Genomic DNA, 20,664 nt, shown 5'->3' with positions numbered 1-20,664 from the left:
TTGCATGTATTAGGCACGCCGCCAGCGTTCGTCCTGAGCCAGGATCAAACTCTCCAATAAAGAGTTTGAGCTGTTGCTCAAAAATCTTGCTAGCTTGTTACTTAATTTCGTTCATGTTAACCATTAAAAGTTAACGTGGACGCTGTTGTTTTGTTTAGTTTTCAAAGAGCATTTTTGTTTCCATCGCTCCGAAGCGACTTTTTTAATATAACATATTTTCTCATTTCAAGTCAACATGTTTTTTAAAAATTTCTTTTTTGTCGCTTTCGCTTAATGCGTTGTTGTTGCAGCGACGAATAATAATATATCATGCTTCTTTTAGATACGTCAACAACTTATTTTACTTTTTTAAAAAAATAATTCACTCACTAATATTTAATGAGACTAGCTCCTTTAGATCACTTGAATGTTAAAGGAGCTATTTCCCTTTTTTATGATAATACCTTATACAATCGGTGAAAAACTCCATTGCCCTTTGTCTCTTTTTTCTCAACCTGTAAGAAGCCTTTTTCTACTAAATACTCTACTAATACACTGAGGTCTACTGAATATTTAGTGAGTTTAGGATGATGAAGCATTTCATTATAGGACCATGCATCTTCCTTTTCCTCTAAAACTTCTAAAAGATGTTTTGCTCCAGTTCGAGTTCTTGAATATATCATAAATTCGTTTGCCAAAAATAGAAGTTCTAAACGTTTGTCAATTGGTTCATCGCCTTGAATTAATTCTTCATACAATTTGTATATTTCAGGTTCAATTTTTTTCACTTGATTCCAAACTGTTATCTCGGGGTGGAATCCACGATCGATTACCGCTAATCTAGCAAGGTGGTGAAGAGAATGAACAATATGGTTGTAGGCGTCGATATAATGTTTTGAGTCAAAAAAATCCTTTCCTTCTAAATACCTTCTAATTAGTTTGGCAAATTCAAGTCCTATTTTAAGCTTCCTATCCTCTAATGGAAAATCAAGCAGCTTGGACCTAAGTGAATAAATATATTCGTTACGATCGAATAATACTTTACCGTTTATGATCCAATCAATTACTCTGCGATTTGTTCCTAGGGTAATCCACTCTTCTAATTGTTTTTCATTCGCAATGTAGAGAGCCGCTTTTTTTTGTAGAAGCTCATAGTGTTTTATATAAAGGGATTCTTCATGTTCTTTTACAACCATAAATAGGATGACATCAAATTTATCGGTATTAGGGCTTATTGGGTTTTTCTTTTCTATCATTAATATTCCTTGCGTGTTTGATTGACTTGCACGCTCTTGGTAGATAGGACGAAGTAAATCTTCCATCTTATTGACCTCCAAATATAAAGGGTTTTATTGCTAGTATTCGACACTTTCTTCAAAAAACCTTTTTCTCATTTTTAATCCAGAACATTCCGTTAACTTCTTTCCTCCATTTATTTTTTGTCGTTTTGTGCTATTATGTTTTCAGGAGGTTGTGTCGATGGCTCGTAAATATTCAAGTAAAATAAATAAAATTAGAACGTTTGCCCTCAGCCTTGTCTTTGTCGGCTTTTTTGTAATGTACTTAGGTATTTTCTTTCGAGAGAGCATGATTGTGATGACTATCTTCATGCTATTAGGTCTATTATGTATTGTTGGATCTACAGTTGTTTACTTTTGGATTGGAATGCTTTCAACTAAAGCTGTTCAAGTAGTTTGCCCTTCTTGCGGTAAGCATACAAAGGTACTAGGGCGTGTAGATATGTGTATGTATTGTAATGAACCTCTTACGTTGGACCCTACATTAGAAGGAAAAGAGTTTAACGAAGAGTATAATCGAAAAAAAGAAAGCTGATAGGAGTCGCTCCTATCAGCTTTTGTATTTATTAATGTGCTCCTTTATTGCATTCTGGACACACACCGTAAATTTCCATGCGATGACGAGAAATTCTGAATCCTGTTACATGTGCAGCCAACGCTTCCACTTCATCTAGACCAGGGTAATGGAAGTCGACAATTTTACCGCATTCATCACAGATTACATGGTAGTGATCGGTTGTTACGTAATCAAATCGACTTGAGTTGTCCCCGTAGGTTAATTCTTTTACAAGTCCGACTCCACGGAATACTCGTAAGTTATTGTATACTGTTGCTACACTCATATTTGGGAACTTACCTTCAAGTGCTTTGTATATATCGTCAGCTGTCGGGTGAGACATGGATTGAATAAGATACTCCAAAATCGCATGACGCTGTGGAGTGATACGAACTCCAGTTTGCTTAAGTGTTTCAAGCGCTTCTTTTAATTGTTCGGTTGCCACAGTCATGCACCTCACTTTTCATAAAGATTATTACTTTATAATATTTATAAATAGTGTACCGTGTAAATGTTATTTTTGTCAATCTTATTCCTTATATATATGTTGTTTTGTGACTTTTAAACCTCTGGCTTTAAAACAGGCTCTTCTTTCTTTAATTGATGATTTACATAGCGGGCGGTAATAAATAAATAATCAGAAAGTCGATTTAAGTATGAGAGTACGTTAGGTGAAACTTCTTCCGAAAGGCTAACAGTCGAACGTTCTGCTCTTCTTACAATTGTTCTTGCACTATGAAGTGCCGCACCTGCACTAGAACCACCAGGTAAAATAAAGGTCTTTAAAGGTGGTAACGTAGCATCAAGTTCATCCATTTCATCTTCCAGGCTTTTAATGTGTTCTTCTGTCAATTTCCATTTCACTTCTTTTCCTGTAGGTGTTGCGAGTTCAGCGCCAACATGAAACAAAATTGTCTGGATATTGTTGAAAGAATTTAATAGCACTTCTTTTTTGGGGAATTCTTCTTTTAATAGAAACGAAATCGCAAGTCCGATCATGGAATTCGCTTCATCACATGTTCCGTATGCCTCAACTCGGACGTGATTTTTCTCTACACGTTGTCCATATACTAATGATGTTTTTCCCTTATCCCCTGTTTTTGTATAAATCTTCATAGACTCCAACCCCTTCAATCGTGAATGCTTTCTATTGTTATTTTATAAAAAGAAACACTAGCTTGTCCAAACAGAGCTTGTACATTAACAAGATTTATGTATTCGTAAATAGAATATCCGAGCTGCTTTTACAAAAAAAAGGAGTGCAAGCCTAAGCTTTGCACTCAAATCACGTCAACTTTTGAGGAGGTATGCCCTACACTACAGAATACTCCCTTGGGTACATTTTGGTTTTAAGGCATTTGACTCATTCCATGAAAAATAGGCGTTATGGAAGGTTTTTTTTTATAAAGGATAATGCCTCTTCTACATGTCCTTTTACTTTAACTTTTCTCCACTCTTTTACAATCTCGCCTTCCTTATCAACTATAAAAGTGGAACGTTCAATTCCCATGTATTCTTTTCCGAAGTTCTTTTTTAATTTCCATACGTCATAAAGTTCAGCCACTTCATGATTTTCATCTACTAATAATAAAAATGGGAGGCCATACTTCTCCACAAATTTTTCATGCCTAGACTGGGGGTCCGGACTAACACCAAGGATAACTGTATCCAACTCTGAAAAGTCTTCGTGCATATCCCTGAAGTCACACGCCTGTGTTGTACAGCCTGGTGTCATATCTTTCGGATAGAAATATAGAACCACATTCTTGCCTTTAAAGCTCGAAAGCGTTAATTCTTCCCCTGTATTGGATTGTAAAGTAAAATTAGGTGCTTTTTTTCCAACTTCAATTGCCATTATCTGTTCCTCCTTCGGATACATTACTATTGTAAGCGTAACGAAACCCGAAGTCTTTTTCAACTTTGCTACCTTTCTTTACTATCCATATGAAGAACGACCCTTACTACGAAAGCAGCAGGCAGGACAAAACCAATTAATGCTTCTATCATAGCTATCGATCTTCCAATGCCTATCGGGGTTATATCTCCATACCCAACCGTCAAAATAGTAATGGCACTAAAATAAATGGAACGAAAAAAAACCTCAAAAAAACTCCCGCTTATCTTCTCGCCCCTTTCTAGTAAAACAGGGTGCCCTTCGACATGTAAAACAGTATATAAAAGTCCAAACGATATTAATAAGGTTAAATAAATAAGAAGTAAAAGGATCAAGGTCTCTTTTGATACATAGGGGAGGCTTCTTGTTTCTGATTTAAAAACATGAGAAAAGCTAACAACAATGGCAATAAAAATGAAGATGACAATAAAGAAATAAAGCATCCTATTCCTCCAGTACGCGGACATGCTATTAATACAATATACGCAAAGGTAGAACAGGTATGCTTTTTTTCATTAGCCATGTTCATTTTCCTCCATTTTATCAACATAGCAACCTCCTCCTATTCATGTTAAAATGACATATCTATTGATTTACCTATTGAGGAGGATTCAAATCATGAATTTCACAAAATCTGAACAGTTACATGGAGAAGCACTTCAGCACATTGTTGGTGGAGTTAATAGTCCTTCGCGTTCATATAAGGCTGTTGGTGGCGGCTCGCCAGTAGCCATGGAAAAAGCATCTGGAGCCTATTTTTGGGATGTGGATGGAAATAAATATATTGATTACTTAGCTGCATATGGTCCAATCATCACTGGACACGCCCACCCACATATCACAAAGGCTATTACCCATGCTGCAGAAACTGGGTTGTTATACGGAACGCCAACCCCACACGAAGTTAAATTTGCCAAAATGTTAAAAGAAGCAATGCCTGCTATGGACAAGGTACGTTTTGTCAACTCAGGTACAGAGGCAGTGATGACTACAATTCGGGTGGCACGCGCATATACTGGACGTGATAAAATTATAAAATTTGCAGGTTGCTATCACGGTCACTCAGATCTAGTACTTGTTGCAGCAGGTTCTGGACCGTCTACACTGGGAACACCAGATTCCGCGGGAGTACCTAAAAGTATCGCCAATGAAGTCATTACCGTACCATTTAACGACATTGAACCATTCCGGGAAGCACTTCATAGATGGGGAGACCAAATAGCAGCTGTATTGGTAGAACCCATCGTAGGAAACTTTGGGATTGTGGAGCCAAAAAAAGGATTTTTAGAGGAAGTAAACGCTCTTACTCATGATGCAGGTGCGCTTGTCATTTATGATGAGGTCATCACCGCATTCCGTTTTATGTACGGTGGTGCCCAGGATATGCTTGGCGTAAAACCAGATTTGACTGCCCTTGGAAAGATAATTGGCGGAGGTCTTCCAATAGGTGCTTACGGTGGTAAAACAGAAATCATGGAAAAAGTCGCTCCACTGGGACCAACGTACCAAGCCGGAACAATGGCTGGTAATCCAGCGTCCATGCTTTCGGGGATTGCATGTTTAGAAGTATTACAACAAGAGGGTGTGTACGAACACCTTGATCATCTAGGCCAACTATTAGAAGAAGGTATTTTATCAAGAGCTGAAAAATATGGTATCACCATTACCATTAATCGCTTAAAAGGTGCCCTTACCATTTATTTCACAGACGAAAAAGTAGTGAATTATGAACAAGCAGAAAATACAAATGGCGAACAGTTTGCAACATTCTTTAATCTGATGCTTAATCAAGGCATCAATCTTGCTCCTTCCAAATATGAAGCTTGGTTTGTAACAACCGAGCATAATGAAGATGATGTAACAATTACTCTAGATGCTGTAGAGCACGCATTTAAAGAAATGTCTAATGCATAATTATACAACACAGCGTGTATCATTTGCGCTGTGTTTTCTATACACTATATTGAAAACGCTTACAAATAAACGTTATTCTCTCTCCCCTTACCTAACAAACCAATCAGCATTTTGTATAAAAAATTGATTTTTGTAATAGTAGATGTTAGTATATAGTTTAAAGTCTGAAAATTCCCTATTTTTATTTTTTCCTCATTACTACCTATTTATAAGAAAAGACAAGGCACCCTATAATTAGTGCCAACGAAAAAGACGGGAAGGTAATCTTATCCAGCTCCACTTCATGCACATTAAGTTAGGGAATCAAGTCTCTCAGACATCCTTATCGGAGCTAAACAACGTGCATGCGCTTTTCTTATAAACAATCAAACTACAGGAGGTGAATGGCTAGTTAGGGGCCCCTCTTATAGTGTGAGTTCAATATATGTTGAACATCCTCTAATCCCTAGTTTACGCCAGTCCATATGACAAAATGGAGTCCAAGTACATTTAAAGATTTTCACAACGCAGAACATGATGCATGTGGTATTGTATCCGCTATTGAGAAGAAAAAAATCCCATCAAAGAAAAATATCGATGACTGCATTGATGCCCTAGTTAAAATGAATCACCGTGCTGGCTTTATTAACGGCGAAGGAGACGGTGTAGGGATTCATATAGACATTCCACGTGCTTTATGGAAAGAAAAACTTAATAAAGCTGGAGCAGAGCCAACATTAACAGATCGTGATGATTTTGTAGTTGGTCATTTTTTTATCAACCATCATATCGATGTAGATCTGGTAAAAAGTGAGATTACTGCCATTCTTGAAAAAAAATCCCTTCAAATAGTCTTCTCTTCTGATACGGTAATTTCTTCAGAAGCACTTGGGCCAATTGCTGTCATTCAAGATCCTGTATTCTGGCAAATTGCCCTAGTTTCTAAAAATAAGGACTGTACACAAACTCAACTGTTTGAAGCGATTATTGAAATTGAGAAAAACGACGATGTTCATGTTGCTTCTCTATCAAACTACCATGCAGTGTATAAAGTAATGGGTGCTGGTGATATTCTTCCAAAGTATTATCATGACCTGGCAAACCCTTTAGTGGCATCAACTATGACTCTTGGACATAACCGCTACTCTACTAATACACTTTCAAACTTTTTTCGTGTGCAACCATTTAGTGTCCTAGGACATAATGGAGAAATTAACACGATTGCAAAGCTGCGGGACGAAGCCAAGATGATTGATGTTCCGTTAACAAACGGTGGCAGCGATTCACAAGACCTTAATAGAACGATAGATACGTTGATTTCACGAGACGGTTTTTCACTATTTGAGGCATTGGATATCGTATTTCCTCCAATCATTAATGAAATTAAGAGCTATCCAGCACATTTGCAAGATTTATATGCGTATATTCGTGAAACATGGGGACATTTTTCCCAAGGTCCCGCTGGTATCATCTCTCGGAACAAGGATGAAGCTGTTTTCAGTTTGGATGCACTCGGTCTACGTCCACTTTGGATGCTTGAAACAGAATCTTCCTATTACTTTTCATCAGAACCAGGAATTATTCCAACAACTGAGTATATGGCGGAACCAAAACCGTTCTCACCTGGTGAAAAGGTTGGCTTGAAGTGGGATGGGGATGCCATTAAAGTGTATGACTACCATGCCTATCAAGAAGAAGTCTTCCAACGTATGAGCAAGAAATTTACTCTCGATGGCTTCAAGAAGCGCTTAACGCCACCACAGCTTGAACCATTTGTTTCGTCTACACCGCTCGTAAAAGTTCACAATGGGCTTTATGCTGCTTTTGGGTGGGATCGAGAGCACATTCAACTAATTGAACAGATGGCGGAAAAAGGTGCGGAACCAATACGATCCCTCGGACATGACGTACCACTTGCTGCAATGAATCCAGGGCGTAACAACATTGCGGACTTTATTAAAGAAAGTGTAGCTGTTGTAACGAACCCCGCGATTGACCGAGACCGTGAAACAGAGCACTTTTCTACAAGAACCGTACTCGGTGCTCGTCCAGCCTTAAGGGAAACGGATTTTGTATCAAATGAATATACACTGGAGTTATTATCTCCTCTCTTAATAGAAGGGCAAATTGGTCTTGATAGCACAAATGCATTGACTCAGCCATCATTTGATCAAGTTGTTAACCAGTTCCACAATAAAGGGCTGACATATTATATCCATACTACATTTAGCTCGGAAGAAGATGTACTGCAAGCCTTAGACCGACTGAAACAAGATGCTGTTGAAGCTGTAAAGCAAGGAAAGACTTTATTAATTATTGATGATGCACTAGCTCATAAAGATGGAAAACTGTGGTTGGATCCACATCTCATCACAGCAGTCATTAATGAAGAATTGGTGCAACAACAATTGCGTAGACAATGCTCCATACTCCTTCGTTCAGGAGCGATTCGTTCGCTTCATGATGTGATGGTTGCATTAGGGCTAGGTGCAAACGCTATAAGTCCATATTTACTATTTGGAACAGTAAGTGATGAAACGACCAAACCTGTTGTTAATTTGTTTAGTGCGCTAACAAAGGGAATGGAAAAGGTTATTTCTACGATTGGTATACATGAACTGCGTGGATATGGCCGTCTTTTCTCCGCAATTGGTCTCCATATAGAAGTGGAAAAAGCTTTAGGAATTGTGAACTTCCTTGGGTCAGACACACTTGGATTTAATTTTGTAAAGCTAAAAGAAGATGCAGTTGAGCGAGCTACAGATTTTGAAGACGAAAAAGCACGTCCAGGGAAATCGTTCCATCTCTTCCCTCGTATATGGAAAGCCATTGGCGACGTTGCAAAGAATGGAATCTATAATGATTATCGTGAAAAATTGGATGAACAAGAAACGAAGAATCCTATTACCATCCGCCATTTAACAGATTTAAAAGTAGCTTCGAAAAAAGCTGCAAAAGAAAAAGTGAATGTCGGTGTAGGAACACATAGTCTACCATTTGTTATTGCATCCATGTCATTTGGATCTCAAAACGAAATTGCCTTTAGAGCCTATGCAGAAGCTGCTGAAAAACTGAATATGGTGAGCCTGAATGGTGAAGGTGGAGAAATTAAAGATATGCTTGGGAAGTACCCAAATACGCGCGGACAACAAGTTGCATCCGGACGTTTTGGAGTAAATGCAGAGTTACTGAACTCTTCCAATCTATTAGAGATTAAGATAGGGCAAGGTGCCAAGCCTGGAGAAGGTGGGCATTTACCAGGCTCTAAGGTAACAGCAAAAATTGCAGAAGCGCGGAATGCAACAATTGGATCGGATTTAATTTCTCCATCCAACAATCATGACATCTATTCCATTGAAGACTTGGCTCAAATGATTGCAGAGTTGAAAACAGCCAATGATCAGGCTAAGGTAGCTGTAAAAGTCCCGGTAGTTCCAAATATCGGTACAATTGCTGTCGGAATTGCCAAGGCTGGTGCAGATATTATTACCATCAGTGGTTTCGATGGAGGTACAGGTGCAGCAAGAATACATGCTCTACAATATGTTGGATTGCCAGTTGAAATAGGTGTTAAAGCAGCCCATAATGCCCTACTTGAATCCGGTTTACGAAACAAGGTAGAGATTTGGGCAGATGGCGGAATTAAGAGTGCTTTGGATTGTATGAAGATAATGCTTCTTGGTGCTAACCGCATCGGGTTTGGAACCTTATCCATGATTGCAATTGGCTGTACTACGTGCCGAGGCTGCCATCTTGATACATGTCACGTAGGTATTGCTACACAGATTGAGACAGAAGCTCAAGCAAAAGACCACGGTCTGCGCCGCTTCGTACCAAGACAATCCGATCTTGCTGTCCAAGGATTAATGAACCTATTCACAGCATTCGGGAATGAATTAAAAGAACTAACAGCATCTTTAGGTTTTACTAATTTGCAAGAGATTGTCGGACGATCTGACCTTCTTGAACAGTCACGTGGTTTGGAATCCCTTGATCTTTCTAATCTACTTCAGACATTGGATGTTCCACAGCTTGCTCATAAAGAAGTAGCAGCAAGTATGGAAAAAGAAAAGCTGCTCGTTGCTGCAGGAGCGGAGTATCTTGATTATCAAGAAGGCGATTTACATGAATCGCGTCAATTTGATGCCGTTACAGCGGAACAGCGTGTGCTTGGCAGCAGAGTTTCTTGCCACCGTGTACGAGGAAGACTCGATGGTTCCTATCTATCACTTCCAGAAGTAGAGCTTCGCTATAACAAGGGCTCTATTCCTGGAAATGGGCTTGGTGCCTACAATTCAACGGGTATTAATATTAAAGTTGAAGGTGGTGCACAGGATGGTATCGGAAAAACTGCATTCGGAGGCAGCATCTTTGTATTCAAATATAAAGGTAAGAATGGTAAGTTCTACAATGGCTCTGTCGGAAAAGGGTTCGGATATGGTGCTCAAAAAGGAGCGCTTGTTGTTCAAGGAAATGCTGATGCCCGTGCAGGTATCCGACTTTCTGGTGCAGATATGATTATTGGTGGAAAAGTAACTACCCCTCTTCCAGCTAACGAACATGGTAACTTGGGAGTTAACGCCAATATTAAAGGATTTGCATTTGAATACATGACAAACGGACGCGGACTTGTTCTTGGCGATCCTGGTCCATGGATTTGTGCTGGAATGACTGGTGGTGCTGTTTACCTTCGCCATCAACCTGAAATGGGACTAACAACAAATGCCTTAAAACGCAGAATTGCGAAAGGGGCAAAAGTAAGCATGGAACCTTTAAATGCTAATGGATTAAAGGATGTAGTGGAGTTACTTACCATCTATCATCAATCGTTACTAGACCAAAAGCAATTCGAAGAAGCGGAAGAAATCAAACGTTTCCTTGATAATCCAGAAGAACATTTCTTACAGGTTATCCCTGTAAAAGAACAAGCTGATCCAGCAGTTTCTACTGAATAAATTCAAAAGTGTTTGACAACTGAAGATGACCACATTAAAAACCCGCAAAAGAGTAATTTGCGGGTTTTTTCTTGGTTACAACAGCTTTTCGATTCCATTTTACTGTTGCACAACGTTTTGAAACGGTGTATAGTACATTAGCATAATAGGAATCTTTCGTACATATACTAAGAAGTGCTTCATTTTTTAAACAACAGGTTAAATAAATGGAAAATAAGAAAGGAATTACTGAATAATGAAACTTGGTGCCCGAATAGTAAAAACGGGGATTGCAATCACTCTCGCATTATTTGTAGCACAATGGTTTAATGTACCTTCTCCATTGTTTGCGGGAATTGCCGCGATTTTTGCTATCCAACCATCTATCTATAAATCGTTTCAATCTATTATTGAGCATGTACAAGCCAACTTAATCGGGGCTATTCTGGCAATTATTTTTTCATTATTGTTTGGACATGACCCATTTATTATTGGTTTAACCGCTATTTTTGTCATTGGAATAAACTTAAAGCTTAAGATAGAAAACACCATCCCATTAGCACTTGTTACCGTTATAGCTATTATGGAAAGTCCTAGTGAGAACTTTTTCGAGTTTGCACTAGTCCGCTTTTCTACCGTAATGATTGGGATACTTTGTGCATTTTTGGTCAATCTTATCTTTTTACCGCCAAAATATGAAACAAGACTTTACTATAAAGTCCGACTAACAACTGAAGATATACTAAAGTGGATCCGCATCAACATACGTCATGGCACAGAGCATAGTTTGTTAAAGACGGATATCGAATCCCTTAATCAACGTGTATTGAAACTAGAGCAATTATTCTCACTCTATAAAGAAGAAAGAACTTATTTTCCAACACTAAAGAAATCCAGTTCCAAAGCCCGAAAACTTGTTATTTTCCGGCAATTGATTTTAACTAGTAACGGTGCTTTGCATACGTTAAAAACGCTTCATCGTTTAGAAAATGAGCTTCACCATATGCCTGTCGAATATCAACATTACCTAAAAGCAGACTTAGACCATCTTGTGAACTTGCATGATCAAATTTTATTAAAATTCATCGGTAAAATAAAGCAATACAATACTTCTGAAATGTATGTGGATGAGCTATTTAATAAGCAAAAATTTATCGAAGAATTCATGGTGCACAAAGAGAGTTGGGATCAAAACGAAGACAACGCTGAAGTATGGTACCATCTATTTCCACTTGTTTCCCAAATAATGGACTATAGCGATCAGCTCCAACATTTGGATAAGTTAATTGACAGCTTTCAGAAATACCATGTGGACGACAATGAATTTGAAATTGGCACTAGAGAAGAAGAATAATAAAAAATCACCTACCTGAAATTCAGTAGGTGATTTTTACTTTATCCAATCTCTTGGATAGAAAACAGATTATAATAATGGCCTTTCTCCTGCATTAATTCTTCATGTGTACCTGTTTCAATAATTTTTCCATGCTCCATCAATACGATTCTGTCTGCATGGGTTATGGTAGATAAACGATGTGCTACTACAAATGTTGTTCGATTAGCAGCAAGCTTTTCGAGTGATTCCTGAATTAAGTGCTCACTTTCTAAATCAAGTGCAGAGGTAGCTTCATCCATTACCAAGATGGGAGGGTTTTTCAGAAATACCCTAGCAATTGCTACTCTTTGCTTTTGTCCACCAGAAAGCTTGACTCCACGCTCTCCTACCTTTGTTTCATATCCATTAGGAAGGCTTGAAATAAAATCATGGGCATTTGCAGCTTTGGCTGCTTCTATTATTTCCTCCATTGACGCATCTGGTTTTCCGAGTGCAATATTTTCTCTTACCGTATTACTAAATAAAATACTATCTTGAAGGACAATCCCTATTTGCTTTCGTAATGAATGGACAGTCACATTACGGATATCCTCTCCATCTAGCGTTATTCTACCTTCTGTGACATCGTAGAACCTCGGTAAAAGACTAACAAGCGTGGATTTTCCACCTCCACTCATCCCCACTAGCGCAATGGTTTCCCCAGCCTGAATATGTAAGGAAACATTACGTAAAACACTTTCTTCCTCTTCTTCATATTTAAAAGAGACATTCTCAAAATTAACTTCTCCATGAGCAGTCTCCAATGTAATGGCGTCTTTCTTGTCTGTAATATCATATTTTTCATCAGCAAATTCAAATACCCGATCCATGGAAGCAATCGATTGTGTTAAGGTGGTAGATGAATTGATTAGTCTGCGCAATGGGTTATACAGGCGATCAATATATGCGATAAACATCACCATTTCTCCTACTGTTAAGTTACCATTTATCACTTGGTAACCAGCAAAACCAATCACAAGTAATGGGGCAATGTCCGTAATGGTATTAACTACGGCAAATGTTTTGGCATTCCAACTAGTATGATCTATTGCTTTTTCTAGAAAATTTGTGTTTTGCTTCTTAAACTGTTCTTGTTCAGTTTCTTCTATAGCCATACTTTGGATGACGGGCATACCTTGTACTCTTTCATGCAAATGCCCTTGCACTTCTGCAAGTGCCTGGGAACGAACTCTTGTTAAATGGCGTAATTTGCTGTAGAAATACTTGATAGAAAATCCATATAACGGAAATAGCATAATGGATACCAAAGTCAATGGAAGATCAACGGTAATCATGATAACAATAACTATGACAATTGTGGCAAGGTCCAACCACAAATTCATTAAACCTGTAATAACGAAATTCTTTGTTTGTTCCACATCATGAATGACCCTTGATATGATTTCTCCTGCACGATTATTCGCATAAAAACGCAAGCTCAAACGCTGAATGTGATCAAAGAGTCTATCACGCAAATCGTATAAAATTTTATTTCCAGTCCATTGCGCCAAATATTGACGATAATATTCAATTGGGGGTCTCAAAATTAAAAAAGCCAAAAAGATGGTTCCCATGATTAAGATGAGTTCGCTCGACTTTTCTGCAGAAGAAAGCCCCTCTTGAAGTAAAATATCATCCACTACGTATTTTAATAATAGCGGGATAAGTAATGGTAACCCAAATTTTAGTAAACCAATGATGATAGTACCGACAATTTGCCACTTATATGGCTTCACAAATTGCATGTACCTTTTTATACTATCCAATTGTCTTCCTCCCAGTAGTAGGTTGAACCCTTTGTTATTTGCAATGGTCTTGCTTTTTGATTATATTATTAATCACAAAAAAGACCCGGTATTACATATAACCAGGTGCCTTTCCACCTTTAACTGCGATATGTCAAATAACGCTCGTACCAAATATCGATAAAATCTGGCGCAAAAGGTCCTTTTCGTTGCCTTATCCAGGATATTAATGTTTCTACATTGCTCCAAAGTATTTTATCTATAACCTCTGGGTATTTCATTTCTTTCCGGTGTTTTTCATACTCATCCTCGTCCAGCAAAATAAAAGTCATATCTGGGAAAACCTTAATATCCAAATCATAATCTATGTATTTTATTGCTTCATTGTCTGCAATAAAAGGAGAACTAATATTACAATAGTAGTACACTCCATCTTCCCGGATCATGCCAATTATATTAAACCAATGTTTTCCATGAAAATAGCAGATTGCGGGTTCTCTTGTAATCCATGTTCGGCCGTCCGATTCAGTCACAATAGTTCTGTCATTTCCACCGATAACAAGGTTTTGCGTCCCTTTAAGCACAGTTGTTTCCTCCCAAACTCTATGGATGTTCCCACTGTGCTTATAGCTATGTATTTGAATTGTTTCACCTTCTTTGGGACCACTCATCCTCTCTCCCCTTCTTTCTTCATGCCGCGCTTTACGGTTATAAGCAACTGTTTCTATATATTATAACGGTAAAAGGAAAATTTTAAAACAAAAGAGCCATCTAAATAAAGATAACTCTATTAATGAGCTATTTAGTTAGCCGCGCAGACTAGTTTAGCTAGCTACCTATTTCTTCAAAACACTATCTCAAAGTAAAAATTACGATTACCTGGATTCCATTTTTTGATAGGAACGAATAGCATCTTCCGTTTGGGCTTCAAAAATGTCTTGTACTTCCTTCAGTTCTTTCTTCATTTTTTCAATTTGCTCTTTTAATGTTTGGATTTGTTCCATTTCTTCTTTTAATTGAGTTTGCAACTGCTGACACCTTTCAATTTCTACTTGTATCCCCAATAGTTTATCCATAGTCTCTAACTGCTTGGCAACTGCGACATCAAAATTATTCAAAATCATATCCTCCTCTATCTTACCTTCTTTTTCATTTAGTAGTTACGTTTCATAAAAGGTCTTTATTAACCCTTCTATAAAAATGAAAAAGGACATCTATTCTTCCTTTTTAGATTCTTCCCATTTGTAAATATGCGGAAACATCTTCTTTATCTACATTCTCTAATCTTACAATCGAACCCTTTGACTACTTATGTAGAGCATTTAGAAGTTTTGTCGAGTAATAGAAGTACACATACGCAGCTTTCAGTAACAACATCGAGGGAAGGCGATAGACATAAAAAAGAAGCACTTTCTATCGATTTGATAAAAAGTGCTTCCATTTTTTCTATATATTATTGTTGGTTCTTTTTAGCTTGAGATTGAGCGTTTTGTTGTCTAACTTCTTGTGCATTTGTTTCGCTTCCAAACTCAGCACCATATTGCTGTTGACCTTTTTGAGATTGAGCGTTTTGTTTTCTTACTTCTTGTGCATTTGTTTCGCTCGCAAACTCAGAGCCATATTGTTGTTGTTGGTTTTGTTTGTTGTTTGCCATTGTTTATCACCTCCACGAAACTTAAGATAACCAAGTTCATGTGAAAGTATTACAAAATGACAAAAATTATTTTTTGCAAATTTTAAACTAGAAGAGACCTTCCACCATCTACAATAATGGTCTGACCTCGAATCATACTTGCATGATCGGATAATAAGAACATTACTGAGTTCACTAGGTCTTCAGGTTCTACCATTCTTCCAGCAGGTGTATTTTTCTTCGCATCTTCCAACAATTCATCACGATTTGGAAAATGTTTTAGTGCATCTGTATCAACAGCTCCACCTGAAACTGCGTTCACTATAATATTTCTATCTGCTAGCTCAACCGCCAAATATCTTGTCAGCGCTTCGATAGCTGCTTTAGATACTCCAACAGTTGTGTAGTTTTTTAAATAACGGATAGATCCTAAAGAACTGATGCTTACAATTTTTCCGCCGCCAACCTTTTCCATTCTTTTTGCAGCTTCTTGGGCTAAAAATAATAAAGCTTTAGAATTAATGTTCATCGTCCAATCCCAATGTGATTCCTCTAGGTCCATTACATGGCGCAGAACTCCTGATGCTGCATTGCTAACCAAAATATCCAGGCGTCCGAACGTTTCATCAATTTGAACAAACATCTCTTTTATTTTTTCAGGTTGCCCAACATTAGCTTTTACTGTTAATGCTTTAACACCTAGTTTTTCGATTTCTGCTGCCGTCTCTTGGGCTGCAGTTTTACTGCGATTATAATTGATTACAATGTTATAACCTTCCTTAGCAAGTTCTAGGGCAATCTTCTTTCCTATTCCCCTACTGCTTCCTGTAACTAATGCAACTTTACTAGACATGAAACTTAGCACTCCTTTATGTATGGAAACCAAATATTATTTCCTTTAGTATAGTCTTATTTTAAAAACCGAACAATAATAGAAAAATCAAAAGGTGGCGATAGCATGTATGTTGGACGTGATATGACAGAGCTTTCCATGACTTCAAAACAAGAATGGACAGATTCAGAATTAGCTTTCTTTCACCATTCTCTACAACAAATGGTCCCTTATTTAAATGAAGAAGGACATAGCATTCATCGTGAAATCATTAAAGAGATAGAAGCTCGTGGTGGATTTACCCATTACGATGCAACTTATACGAATGGCACTCGTATAGGATATGATTGAAAATTACCAAGTTTTATCTTGAGAAAAACGGCTGCTTGAAAGTCAATGTACAGGCTTTCAAGTAGCTTTATTTTTCGACTTATATTCTTTCCAGATGTTTTGATGTGATACAGGAAAAGCATATTGTAACATTTCTTCCTCAGATACACTGACAAGGTCTGCATCTTCTGGTATCTCACCTGTCCATTCACCCACATATACATTTACATCCCAGACAAGATGAGAAAAGATGTGCTTAATATCACAAAGGTATTCGTTAATATTTGCGTTAATTTCATATTCCGACTTTATTAATGATTGAAGTTGTTGTTTAGATGTCCCAAGCTCATCTAATTTCACAAAATTAGGGAATTCCCATAAATTTGCAAGCAAACCTTGACTAGGCCTACGGTGAATAAGAAACTTCCCATCCTCATTTTGTAATACCGCAGCGACTAGAGCAACCTGCTTAGTGGATTTCTTTTTCGATTTTACAGGTAAATCTGTTTGAACTCCTTTATGAAAAGCCCTGCAATGCTCCCTTACAGGACATAATAAACAAGATGGCGAAGTTGGTGTACAAACGAGAGCACCCAGCTCCATCAGTCCTTGGTTAAAGTAGGACGGATTCTCTTGTGAAATTAATTCCCGAATAACATCTTCAAATATTTTACGTGTTTTAGGCTTTGCAATATCTTCTTCGATAAGAAGTATTCTTGATAATACCCTCATTACATTCCCATCCACTGCAGGTTCTGGTACACCATAAGCAATGCTTAAGATTGCCCCTGTTGTATATGGCCCCACACCTTTTAACGATGATATTTCTTTTGGTGTGTTAGGGACAACCCCGTCATAGGCTTGGTGGACCTCTCTTACTGCGCTTTGGAGGTTTCTAGCACGGGAATAATAACCAAGCCCCTCCCACGCCTTCAATACTTTGTCCTCTTTTGCCTCTGCCAAGCTTTGAATGTTTGGGAACTTTTCTATAAAGGAATTAAAATAAGGTATTACCGTGTCAACCTTAGTTTGCTGAAGCATTATTTCTGATACCCATACTTTATAAGGGTCTTTGTCTTTTCTCCAAGGGAGATCCCTTTGTTCGCGTTCGAACCATGTTACTAGATCATGTTGAAAACCAGTTATATTAAATTCCATTAGTCGTTCATGCTGTTTCAAAACAAACCTCCAGCTAAATTCATTATTTTAGACACAGGCATGACTGTAGGTAAACACACCAAGTATCTTTGTTTCAAACAGTTTATCATTGATTCCTTTATAGGTTATTGAATGAAAATATGCAACTGTTTTGTTATCATGTTTGAAAACACTCCTTTAAAGCAAAACTGAGGAGTATGAAAAGAATTAGTGTATCTGCCGCCCGAAAGGAGGCCGCTCTGATTGGATACCGGAACACATATAGTGATGGGTGTAGCTCTAGGATCAATTGCAACGATTGACCCCTACGTTGCAGCTAGCCCTGCAACCGCAGCAGCCATTATGGTTGGAACAATAATTGGATCACAAGCACCAGATTTAGATACTATATTAAAATTTAAAGGCAATGCAACATATATTAGAAACCATCGGGGAATAACTCATTCAATCCCAGCAGTTTGTCTATGGCCACTTCTTATAACACCAGCAATTTACTTATTCATTCCTGAGGCAAACCTTTTATATTTATGGTTATGGACGTTTATTGCTGTTATCCTTCATGTTTTTGTAGACATTTTTAATGCGTATGGGACACAAGCTCTTCGCCCATTTACAAGAAGATGGGTAGCACTTGGTATCATCAATACATTCGACCCAATTATATTCGGATTTCATATCGGTGGATTGGTCTTATGGGGAATAGGCTTTCACCCAGGTTATACGTTTTTATCCATTTATGGAATCTTAATTGCCTATTACGTTTTGCGATACCAAATGCAGCAAAAAGTGCTGAGGCAGGTTAAAGAGATAATTCCAAATGTTAAACAAATCATAATTTCTCCAACACTTTATTGGAATCAATGGCATCTAGCTATCACTACTAATGATAACTTTTATGTAGCAAGAGCTATAAAGTATCAAATTTTTATTCATGATACGTTTGAAAAAGTGCCACTTCCAGAAAACGCTATTATTGAAGCAGCAAAAATTGATGAGAATGTATCAGCGTTTTTATCGTTCTCACCTGTGTATCGATGGGAAGTGGAAGAATATGATGACCACTATGAGGTTCGCTTTATTGACTTAAGGTATAGAAGTAAAGACTACTACCCATTTGTTGCCATTGTGCAGCTTGATCATAATTTAAATATTATTAGTTCTTATACTGGTTGGATATTCAGTGAAGAAAAGCTACGGACCAAGCTGGATATTATTATTGATTAAATGGGGCTGCCCCATTTAATCAATGCTGGATAGGATTCTCAGCGTTTAGTAAATGCTTGTATTTTGGATTTTCTGAAAGAAATTCATGTAGTCTTTCTCCGTGTCTGTCGATAATGCCCATTACCATTTTTTCCGTCATTTCTTTCCCTTTATATTGATATCCAGCTTTTGCGTATGAGCTTTCAAAGTCTTCCCATAAAAACTCCACCCATGTTCTTGCCTTTTCATAAGGTAATGCTGGATTTTTCAGCAGCAATCTTTCGGTAAGTCGTTCAAAGTATTGTTCCATCATTTTCACTTCTCTCGGTTGGTTTTAATTCACACTCCATATCATTACATAGAATCATGTCTTAAATCCAATATTATAGTTAAGTGTTCCATCACCTTATTACGAGTCGGTGGGCACTACTCTTTCGAGGAGGCGATATAGATGAGGAATAAAGTAAAAAACTTTCCAAATCCAAATGATAACAAGTTTGAAGGAGAAGGAAGGGCAAAGTCAGAATATGCTTCCAAACGCGCTAACGGTACCATTAATACCCATCCGCAAGAGCGCATGCGTGCATCTGGTGCCCGAGAAGACGGTACATTTTAATTCTGACTTAATAACTAAGGAGGTTGTTACTATGGCCAAACAAAATCATAAGCCATCTAAGAATAACCCTTTTTCGTTAAATAACCATCCATTTCCTCAGCCAAATGCTCATGCTAAACACACATTCAGACAAGTGAATGGAGAGACACAACAAGCACAAAATGTTCAAATCCTCGAAGTCATGACTCGAAAAAGATCGTAAAAAACAGCAAAGAGGTGTATACCTCTTTGCTTCATTATTAAATCCTATATATGGAAAAATAGTTCAACTATATTAAACCAAATATTTCTTTAATGTTTGCTGCAGAGTACCATGTGTTTCTGCCTGATGGTCGAAGGTAACCCCAATTCGGATCATGTTACGAACGAGTTCAGCACGAAGTCCAGTAATGACTGCTTTACAACCCATCATATTAATTCCACATAAGATATTTTCGAAATCAACGATGACACTTTCATCCATGTCGGTCAGCCCTGAGAGATCTAGAATCATCGTCTCAAGCTTAAGATTAGAAATATTTGTCAAGATTTTCTCTTCAATCGTTTTCATCCTATATTCATCTATTTCACCTATTAATGGCAGAACTGCGACCGTTGGACTTAGAGGAATTATTGGGACAGATAAATGTTCTACAAGCTTGCGTTGGTTGTTAAGTATTTCCTCTTTAAATTCCGTGTATCTTAAGAAAAAATTATTCAAGAAATAGTCAATATTATCATTCACTTTTCGTTCTAATTCAAAAAAATCTTCTTTTGAAAATTCTTTTTCGCACTTTTCATTTTTTTGGAGGAAATACCATAGGGCTCTGCGTATTGCTTGGATCCATTCGAGCTTAAAAGAAAGTGTTAACGAAAGCTTCGCCCATGCAACCCCTTCTTGTTTTGCAAATTCTATCAATTTCTCTTTGTTTCCTTCTACTACGTAAATGACTAAAGACTGAGCATTTTGTAAAAGATCGATATTTCCTTCGTTTAGAATATCATTTATCTTCTCGGCAACATTTACAGCTTCTGAAAGAAGCTTTGCCTCAAAATCAACCCGGTTCTCCTTCAAGTAATTAGTCAACTCTGCATTACGATTAAATTTTTCTTTCATCATAACTCTCCTAACTATAAAAAGGATTTCAAGATTAATACTTTACCTATTCGATAATTCGTAAAGAAACCCTTCTATAAATCGACAAATCATGCAACTCTTTATAAAAAACATTAAAAAAC

General features: G+C 37.6%; 21 protein-coding genes and 1 rRNA gene. 8 read left to right on the top strand and 14 right to left on the bottom strand.

From position 1 onward, the window contains the following. Together LRP81_RS19010 and LRP81_RS19005 are read right to left on the bottom strand one after the other, a co-directional pair. A 16S ribosomal RNA gene (locus tag LRP81_RS19010) occupies positions 1–60 on the bottom strand; the annotation flags it as partial. 371 nt (positions 61–431) lie between these two features. Beyond that, on the bottom strand, positions 432–1,301 hold the full coding sequence (locus tag LRP81_RS19005; RefSeq protein WP_230504078.1) for a nucleotidyltransferase-like protein: 870 nt from the start codon (positions 1,299–1,301) through the stop codon (positions 432–434). A gap of 157 nt (positions 1,302–1,458) precedes the next feature. On the opposite strand from LRP81_RS19005, the gene LRP81_RS19000 reads away from it, so the two are divergent. Continuing rightward, positions 1,459–1,812: a YgzB family protein gene (locus LRP81_RS19000; RefSeq protein WP_230504076.1), complete on the top strand. Its 354-nt coding sequence runs from the start codon at positions 1,459–1,461 to the stop codon at positions 1,810–1,812. Positions 1,813–1,843: 31 nt separating this feature from the next. Here the strand turns inward: LRP81_RS19000 and perR are convergent, their stop codons facing one another. From perR to LRP81_RS18980, 4 genes are all read right to left on the bottom strand, one after another. Beyond that, a complete protein-coding gene (perR, locus tag LRP81_RS18995; protein ID WP_230504074.1) occupies positions 1,844–2,278 on the bottom strand; it encodes a peroxide-responsive transcriptional repressor PerR in 435 nt (144 codons plus the stop codon). Positions 2,279–2,394: 116 nt separating this feature from the next. Then, positions 2,395–2,949 carry a cob(I)yrinic acid a,c-diamide adenosyltransferase gene (locus tag LRP81_RS18990; RefSeq protein WP_230504072.1) on the bottom strand — a complete coding sequence of 185 codons (555 nt, stop codon included), beginning with the start codon at positions 2,947–2,949 and terminating at the stop codon, positions 2,395–2,397. Between the two features lie 268 nt (positions 2,950–3,217). After that, on the bottom strand, positions 3,218–3,688 hold the full coding sequence (gene bcp / locus LRP81_RS18985) for a thioredoxin-dependent thiol peroxidase (protein WP_230504070.1): 471 nt from the start codon (positions 3,686–3,688) through the stop codon (positions 3,218–3,220). A 68-nt stretch (positions 3,689–3,756) separates the two neighbouring features. Then, positions 3,757–4,170 carry a potassium channel family protein gene (locus LRP81_RS18980; RefSeq protein ID WP_230504069.1) on the bottom strand — a complete coding sequence of 138 codons (414 nt, stop codon included), beginning with the start codon at positions 4,168–4,170 and terminating at the stop codon, positions 3,757–3,759. 175 nt (positions 4,171–4,345) lie between these two features. On the opposite strand from LRP81_RS18980, the gene LRP81_RS18975 reads away from it, so the two are divergent. The 3 genes from LRP81_RS18975 (at position 4,346) to LRP81_RS18965 (ending at position 11,908) form a co-directional block, all read left to right on the top strand. Continuing rightward, positions 4,346–5,641: a glutamate-1-semialdehyde 2,1-aminomutase gene (locus LRP81_RS18975; protein ID WP_230504067.1), complete on the top strand. Its 1,296-nt coding sequence runs from the start codon at positions 4,346–4,348 to the stop codon at positions 5,639–5,641. 464 nt (positions 5,642–6,105) lie between these two features. Further along, positions 6,106–10,575: a glutamate synthase-related protein gene (locus LRP81_RS18970; protein ID WP_230504065.1), complete on the top strand. Its 4,470-nt coding sequence runs from the start codon at positions 6,106–6,108 to the stop codon at positions 10,573–10,575. A 235-nt stretch (positions 10,576–10,810) separates the two neighbouring features. Further along, entirely contained in the window at positions 10,811–11,908 is a 1,098-nt protein-coding gene (locus LRP81_RS18965; RefSeq protein ID WP_230504063.1) for an FUSC family protein, read from the top strand. A 41-nt stretch (positions 11,909–11,949) separates the two neighbouring features. Here LRP81_RS18965 and LRP81_RS18960 read toward each other — a convergent pair whose 3' ends face one another. The 5 genes from LRP81_RS18960 to fabL form a co-directional block, all read right to left on the bottom strand. Beyond that, the gene (locus LRP81_RS18960; RefSeq protein ID WP_317987099.1) at positions 11,950–13,695 is read right to left on the bottom strand and encodes an ABC transporter ATP-binding protein; all 1,746 of its coding nucleotides are present in this window, start codon (positions 13,693–13,695) and stop codon (positions 11,950–11,952) included. Positions 13,696–13,814: 119 nt separating this feature from the next. After that, complete coding sequence (gene ntdP, locus LRP81_RS18955) at positions 13,815–14,345, bottom strand: nucleoside tri-diphosphate phosphatase (protein WP_230504061.1); 531 nt, start codon at positions 14,343–14,345, stop codon at positions 13,815–13,817. Positions 14,346–14,549: 204 nt separating this feature from the next. Beyond that, positions 14,550–14,792, bottom strand: a complete 243-nt coding sequence (locus LRP81_RS18950; protein WP_230504059.1) for a YgaB family protein — start codon at positions 14,790–14,792, stop codon at positions 14,550–14,552. Between the two features lie 335 nt (positions 14,793–15,127). Beyond that, on the bottom strand, positions 15,128–15,328 hold the full coding sequence (locus LRP81_RS18945) for a gamma-type small acid-soluble spore protein (protein WP_230504057.1): 201 nt from the start codon (positions 15,326–15,328) through the stop codon (positions 15,128–15,130). A gap of 82 nt (positions 15,329–15,410) precedes the next feature. Then, positions 15,411–16,160: an enoyl-[acyl-carrier-protein] reductase FabL gene (gene fabL / locus LRP81_RS18940; RefSeq protein ID WP_230504055.1), complete on the bottom strand. Its 750-nt coding sequence runs from the start codon at positions 16,158–16,160 to the stop codon at positions 15,411–15,413. A gap of 105 nt (positions 16,161–16,265) precedes the next feature. Between fabL and LRP81_RS18935 the strand changes: the two genes are divergently transcribed. After that, entirely contained in the window at positions 16,266–16,490 is a 225-nt protein-coding gene (locus tag LRP81_RS18935) for a hypothetical protein (RefSeq protein ID WP_230504053.1), read from the top strand. A gap of 57 nt (positions 16,491–16,547) precedes the next feature. Here the strand turns inward: LRP81_RS18935 and mutY are convergent, their stop codons facing one another. Next, complete coding sequence (mutY, locus tag LRP81_RS18930; protein WP_230504051.1) at positions 16,548–17,648, bottom strand: A/G-specific adenine glycosylase; 1,101 nt, start codon at positions 17,646–17,648, stop codon at positions 16,548–16,550. A 222-nt stretch (positions 17,649–17,870) separates the two neighbouring features. Between mutY and LRP81_RS18925 the strand changes: the two genes are divergently transcribed. After that, complete coding sequence (locus LRP81_RS18925; RefSeq protein ID WP_230504049.1) at positions 17,871–18,851, top strand: metal-dependent hydrolase; 981 nt, start codon at positions 17,871–17,873, stop codon at positions 18,849–18,851. Positions 18,852–18,870: 19 nt separating this feature from the next. On the opposite strand, the gene LRP81_RS18920 is transcribed toward LRP81_RS18925, so the two are convergent. Then, positions 18,871–19,140, bottom strand: a complete 270-nt coding sequence (locus LRP81_RS18920; RefSeq protein WP_230504048.1) for a YfhJ family protein — start codon at positions 19,138–19,140, stop codon at positions 18,871–18,873. A 141-nt stretch (positions 19,141–19,281) separates the two neighbouring features. On the opposite strand from LRP81_RS18920, the gene LRP81_RS18915 reads away from it, so the two are divergent. Both LRP81_RS18915 and LRP81_RS18910 read left to right on the top strand, forming a co-directional pair. Continuing rightward, a complete protein-coding gene (locus LRP81_RS18915; RefSeq protein ID WP_230504046.1) occupies positions 19,282–19,446 on the top strand; it encodes a small, acid-soluble spore protein K in 165 nt (54 codons plus the stop codon). Positions 19,447–19,477: 31 nt separating this feature from the next. Next, positions 19,478–19,648, top strand: coding sequence for a YpzG family protein (locus LRP81_RS18910; RefSeq protein WP_230504044.1), 171 nt, complete (start codon positions 19,478–19,480; stop codon positions 19,646–19,648). Between the two features lie 72 nt (positions 19,649–19,720). Here LRP81_RS18910 and LRP81_RS18905 read toward each other — a convergent pair whose 3' ends face one another. Beyond that, complete coding sequence (locus LRP81_RS18905) at positions 19,721–20,542, bottom strand: STAS domain-containing protein (RefSeq protein ID WP_230504042.1); 822 nt, start codon at positions 20,540–20,542, stop codon at positions 19,721–19,723. Positions 20,543–20,664 lie beyond the last annotated feature (122 nt).

This window comes from Sutcliffiella rhizosphaerae, from assembly GCF_917563925.1.
GTDB classification, from domain to species: domain Bacteria; phylum Bacillota; class Bacilli; order Bacillales; family Bacillaceae_I; genus Sutcliffiella_A; species Sutcliffiella_A rhizosphaerae.
This window is presented reverse-complemented; position numbering and strand designations above follow the sequence as displayed.

What these genes read in the sequence shown, in the direction of transcription:
- LRP81_RS18990 (WP_230504072.1), bottom strand. Translation starts at nt 2,949, where the DNA reads ATGAAGATTTATACAAAAACAGGGGATAAGGGAAAAACATCATTAGTA.
- LRP81_RS19005 (WP_230504078.1), bottom strand. Translation starts at nt 1,301, where the DNA reads ATGGAAGATTTACTTCGTCCTATCTACCAAGAGCGTGCAAGTCAATCA.
- LRP81_RS18945 (WP_230504057.1), bottom strand. Translation starts at nt 15,328, where the DNA reads ATGGCAAACAACAAACAAAACCAACAACAACAATATGGCTCTGAGTTT.
- LRP81_RS18970 (WP_230504065.1), top strand. Translation starts at nt 6,106, where the DNA reads ATGACAAAATGGAGTCCAAGTACATTTAAAGATTTTCACAACGCAGAA.
- ntdP (WP_230504061.1), bottom strand. Translation starts at nt 14,345, where the DNA reads ATGAGTGGTCCCAAAGAAGGTGAAACAATTCAAATACATAGCTATAAG.
- LRP81_RS18920 (WP_230504048.1), bottom strand. Translation starts at nt 19,140, where the DNA reads ATGGAACAATACTTTGAACGACTTACCGAAAGATTGCTGCTGAAAAAT.
- bcp (WP_230504070.1), bottom strand. Translation starts at nt 3,688, where the DNA reads ATGGCAATTGAAGTTGGAAAAAAAGCACCTAATTTTACTTTACAATCC.
- LRP81_RS18980 (WP_230504069.1), bottom strand. Translation starts at nt 4,170, where the DNA reads ATGCTTTATTTCTTTATTGTCATCTTCATTTTTATTGCCATTGTTGTT.
- LRP81_RS18935 (WP_230504053.1), top strand. Translation starts at nt 16,266, where the DNA reads ATGTATGTTGGACGTGATATGACAGAGCTTTCCATGACTTCAAAACAA.
- LRP81_RS18965 (WP_230504063.1), top strand. Translation starts at nt 10,811, where the DNA reads ATGAAACTTGGTGCCCGAATAGTAAAAACGGGGATTGCAATCACTCTC.
- LRP81_RS18975 (WP_230504067.1), top strand. Translation starts at nt 4,346, where the DNA reads ATGAATTTCACAAAATCTGAACAGTTACATGGAGAAGCACTTCAGCAC.
- LRP81_RS19000 (WP_230504076.1), top strand. Translation starts at nt 1,459, where the DNA reads ATGGCTCGTAAATATTCAAGTAAAATAAATAAAATTAGAACGTTTGCC.
- LRP81_RS18905 (WP_230504042.1), bottom strand. Translation starts at nt 20,542, where the DNA reads ATGAAAGAAAAATTTAATCGTAATGCAGAGTTGACTAATTACTTGAAG.
- fabL (WP_230504055.1), bottom strand. Translation starts at nt 16,160, where the DNA reads ATGTCTAGTAAAGTTGCATTAGTTACAGGAAGCAGTAGGGGAATAGGA.
- LRP81_RS18915 (WP_230504046.1), top strand. Translation starts at nt 19,282, where the DNA reads ATGAGGAATAAAGTAAAAAACTTTCCAAATCCAAATGATAACAAGTTT.
- LRP81_RS18910 (WP_230504044.1), top strand. Translation starts at nt 19,478, where the DNA reads ATGGCCAAACAAAATCATAAGCCATCTAAGAATAACCCTTTTTCGTTA.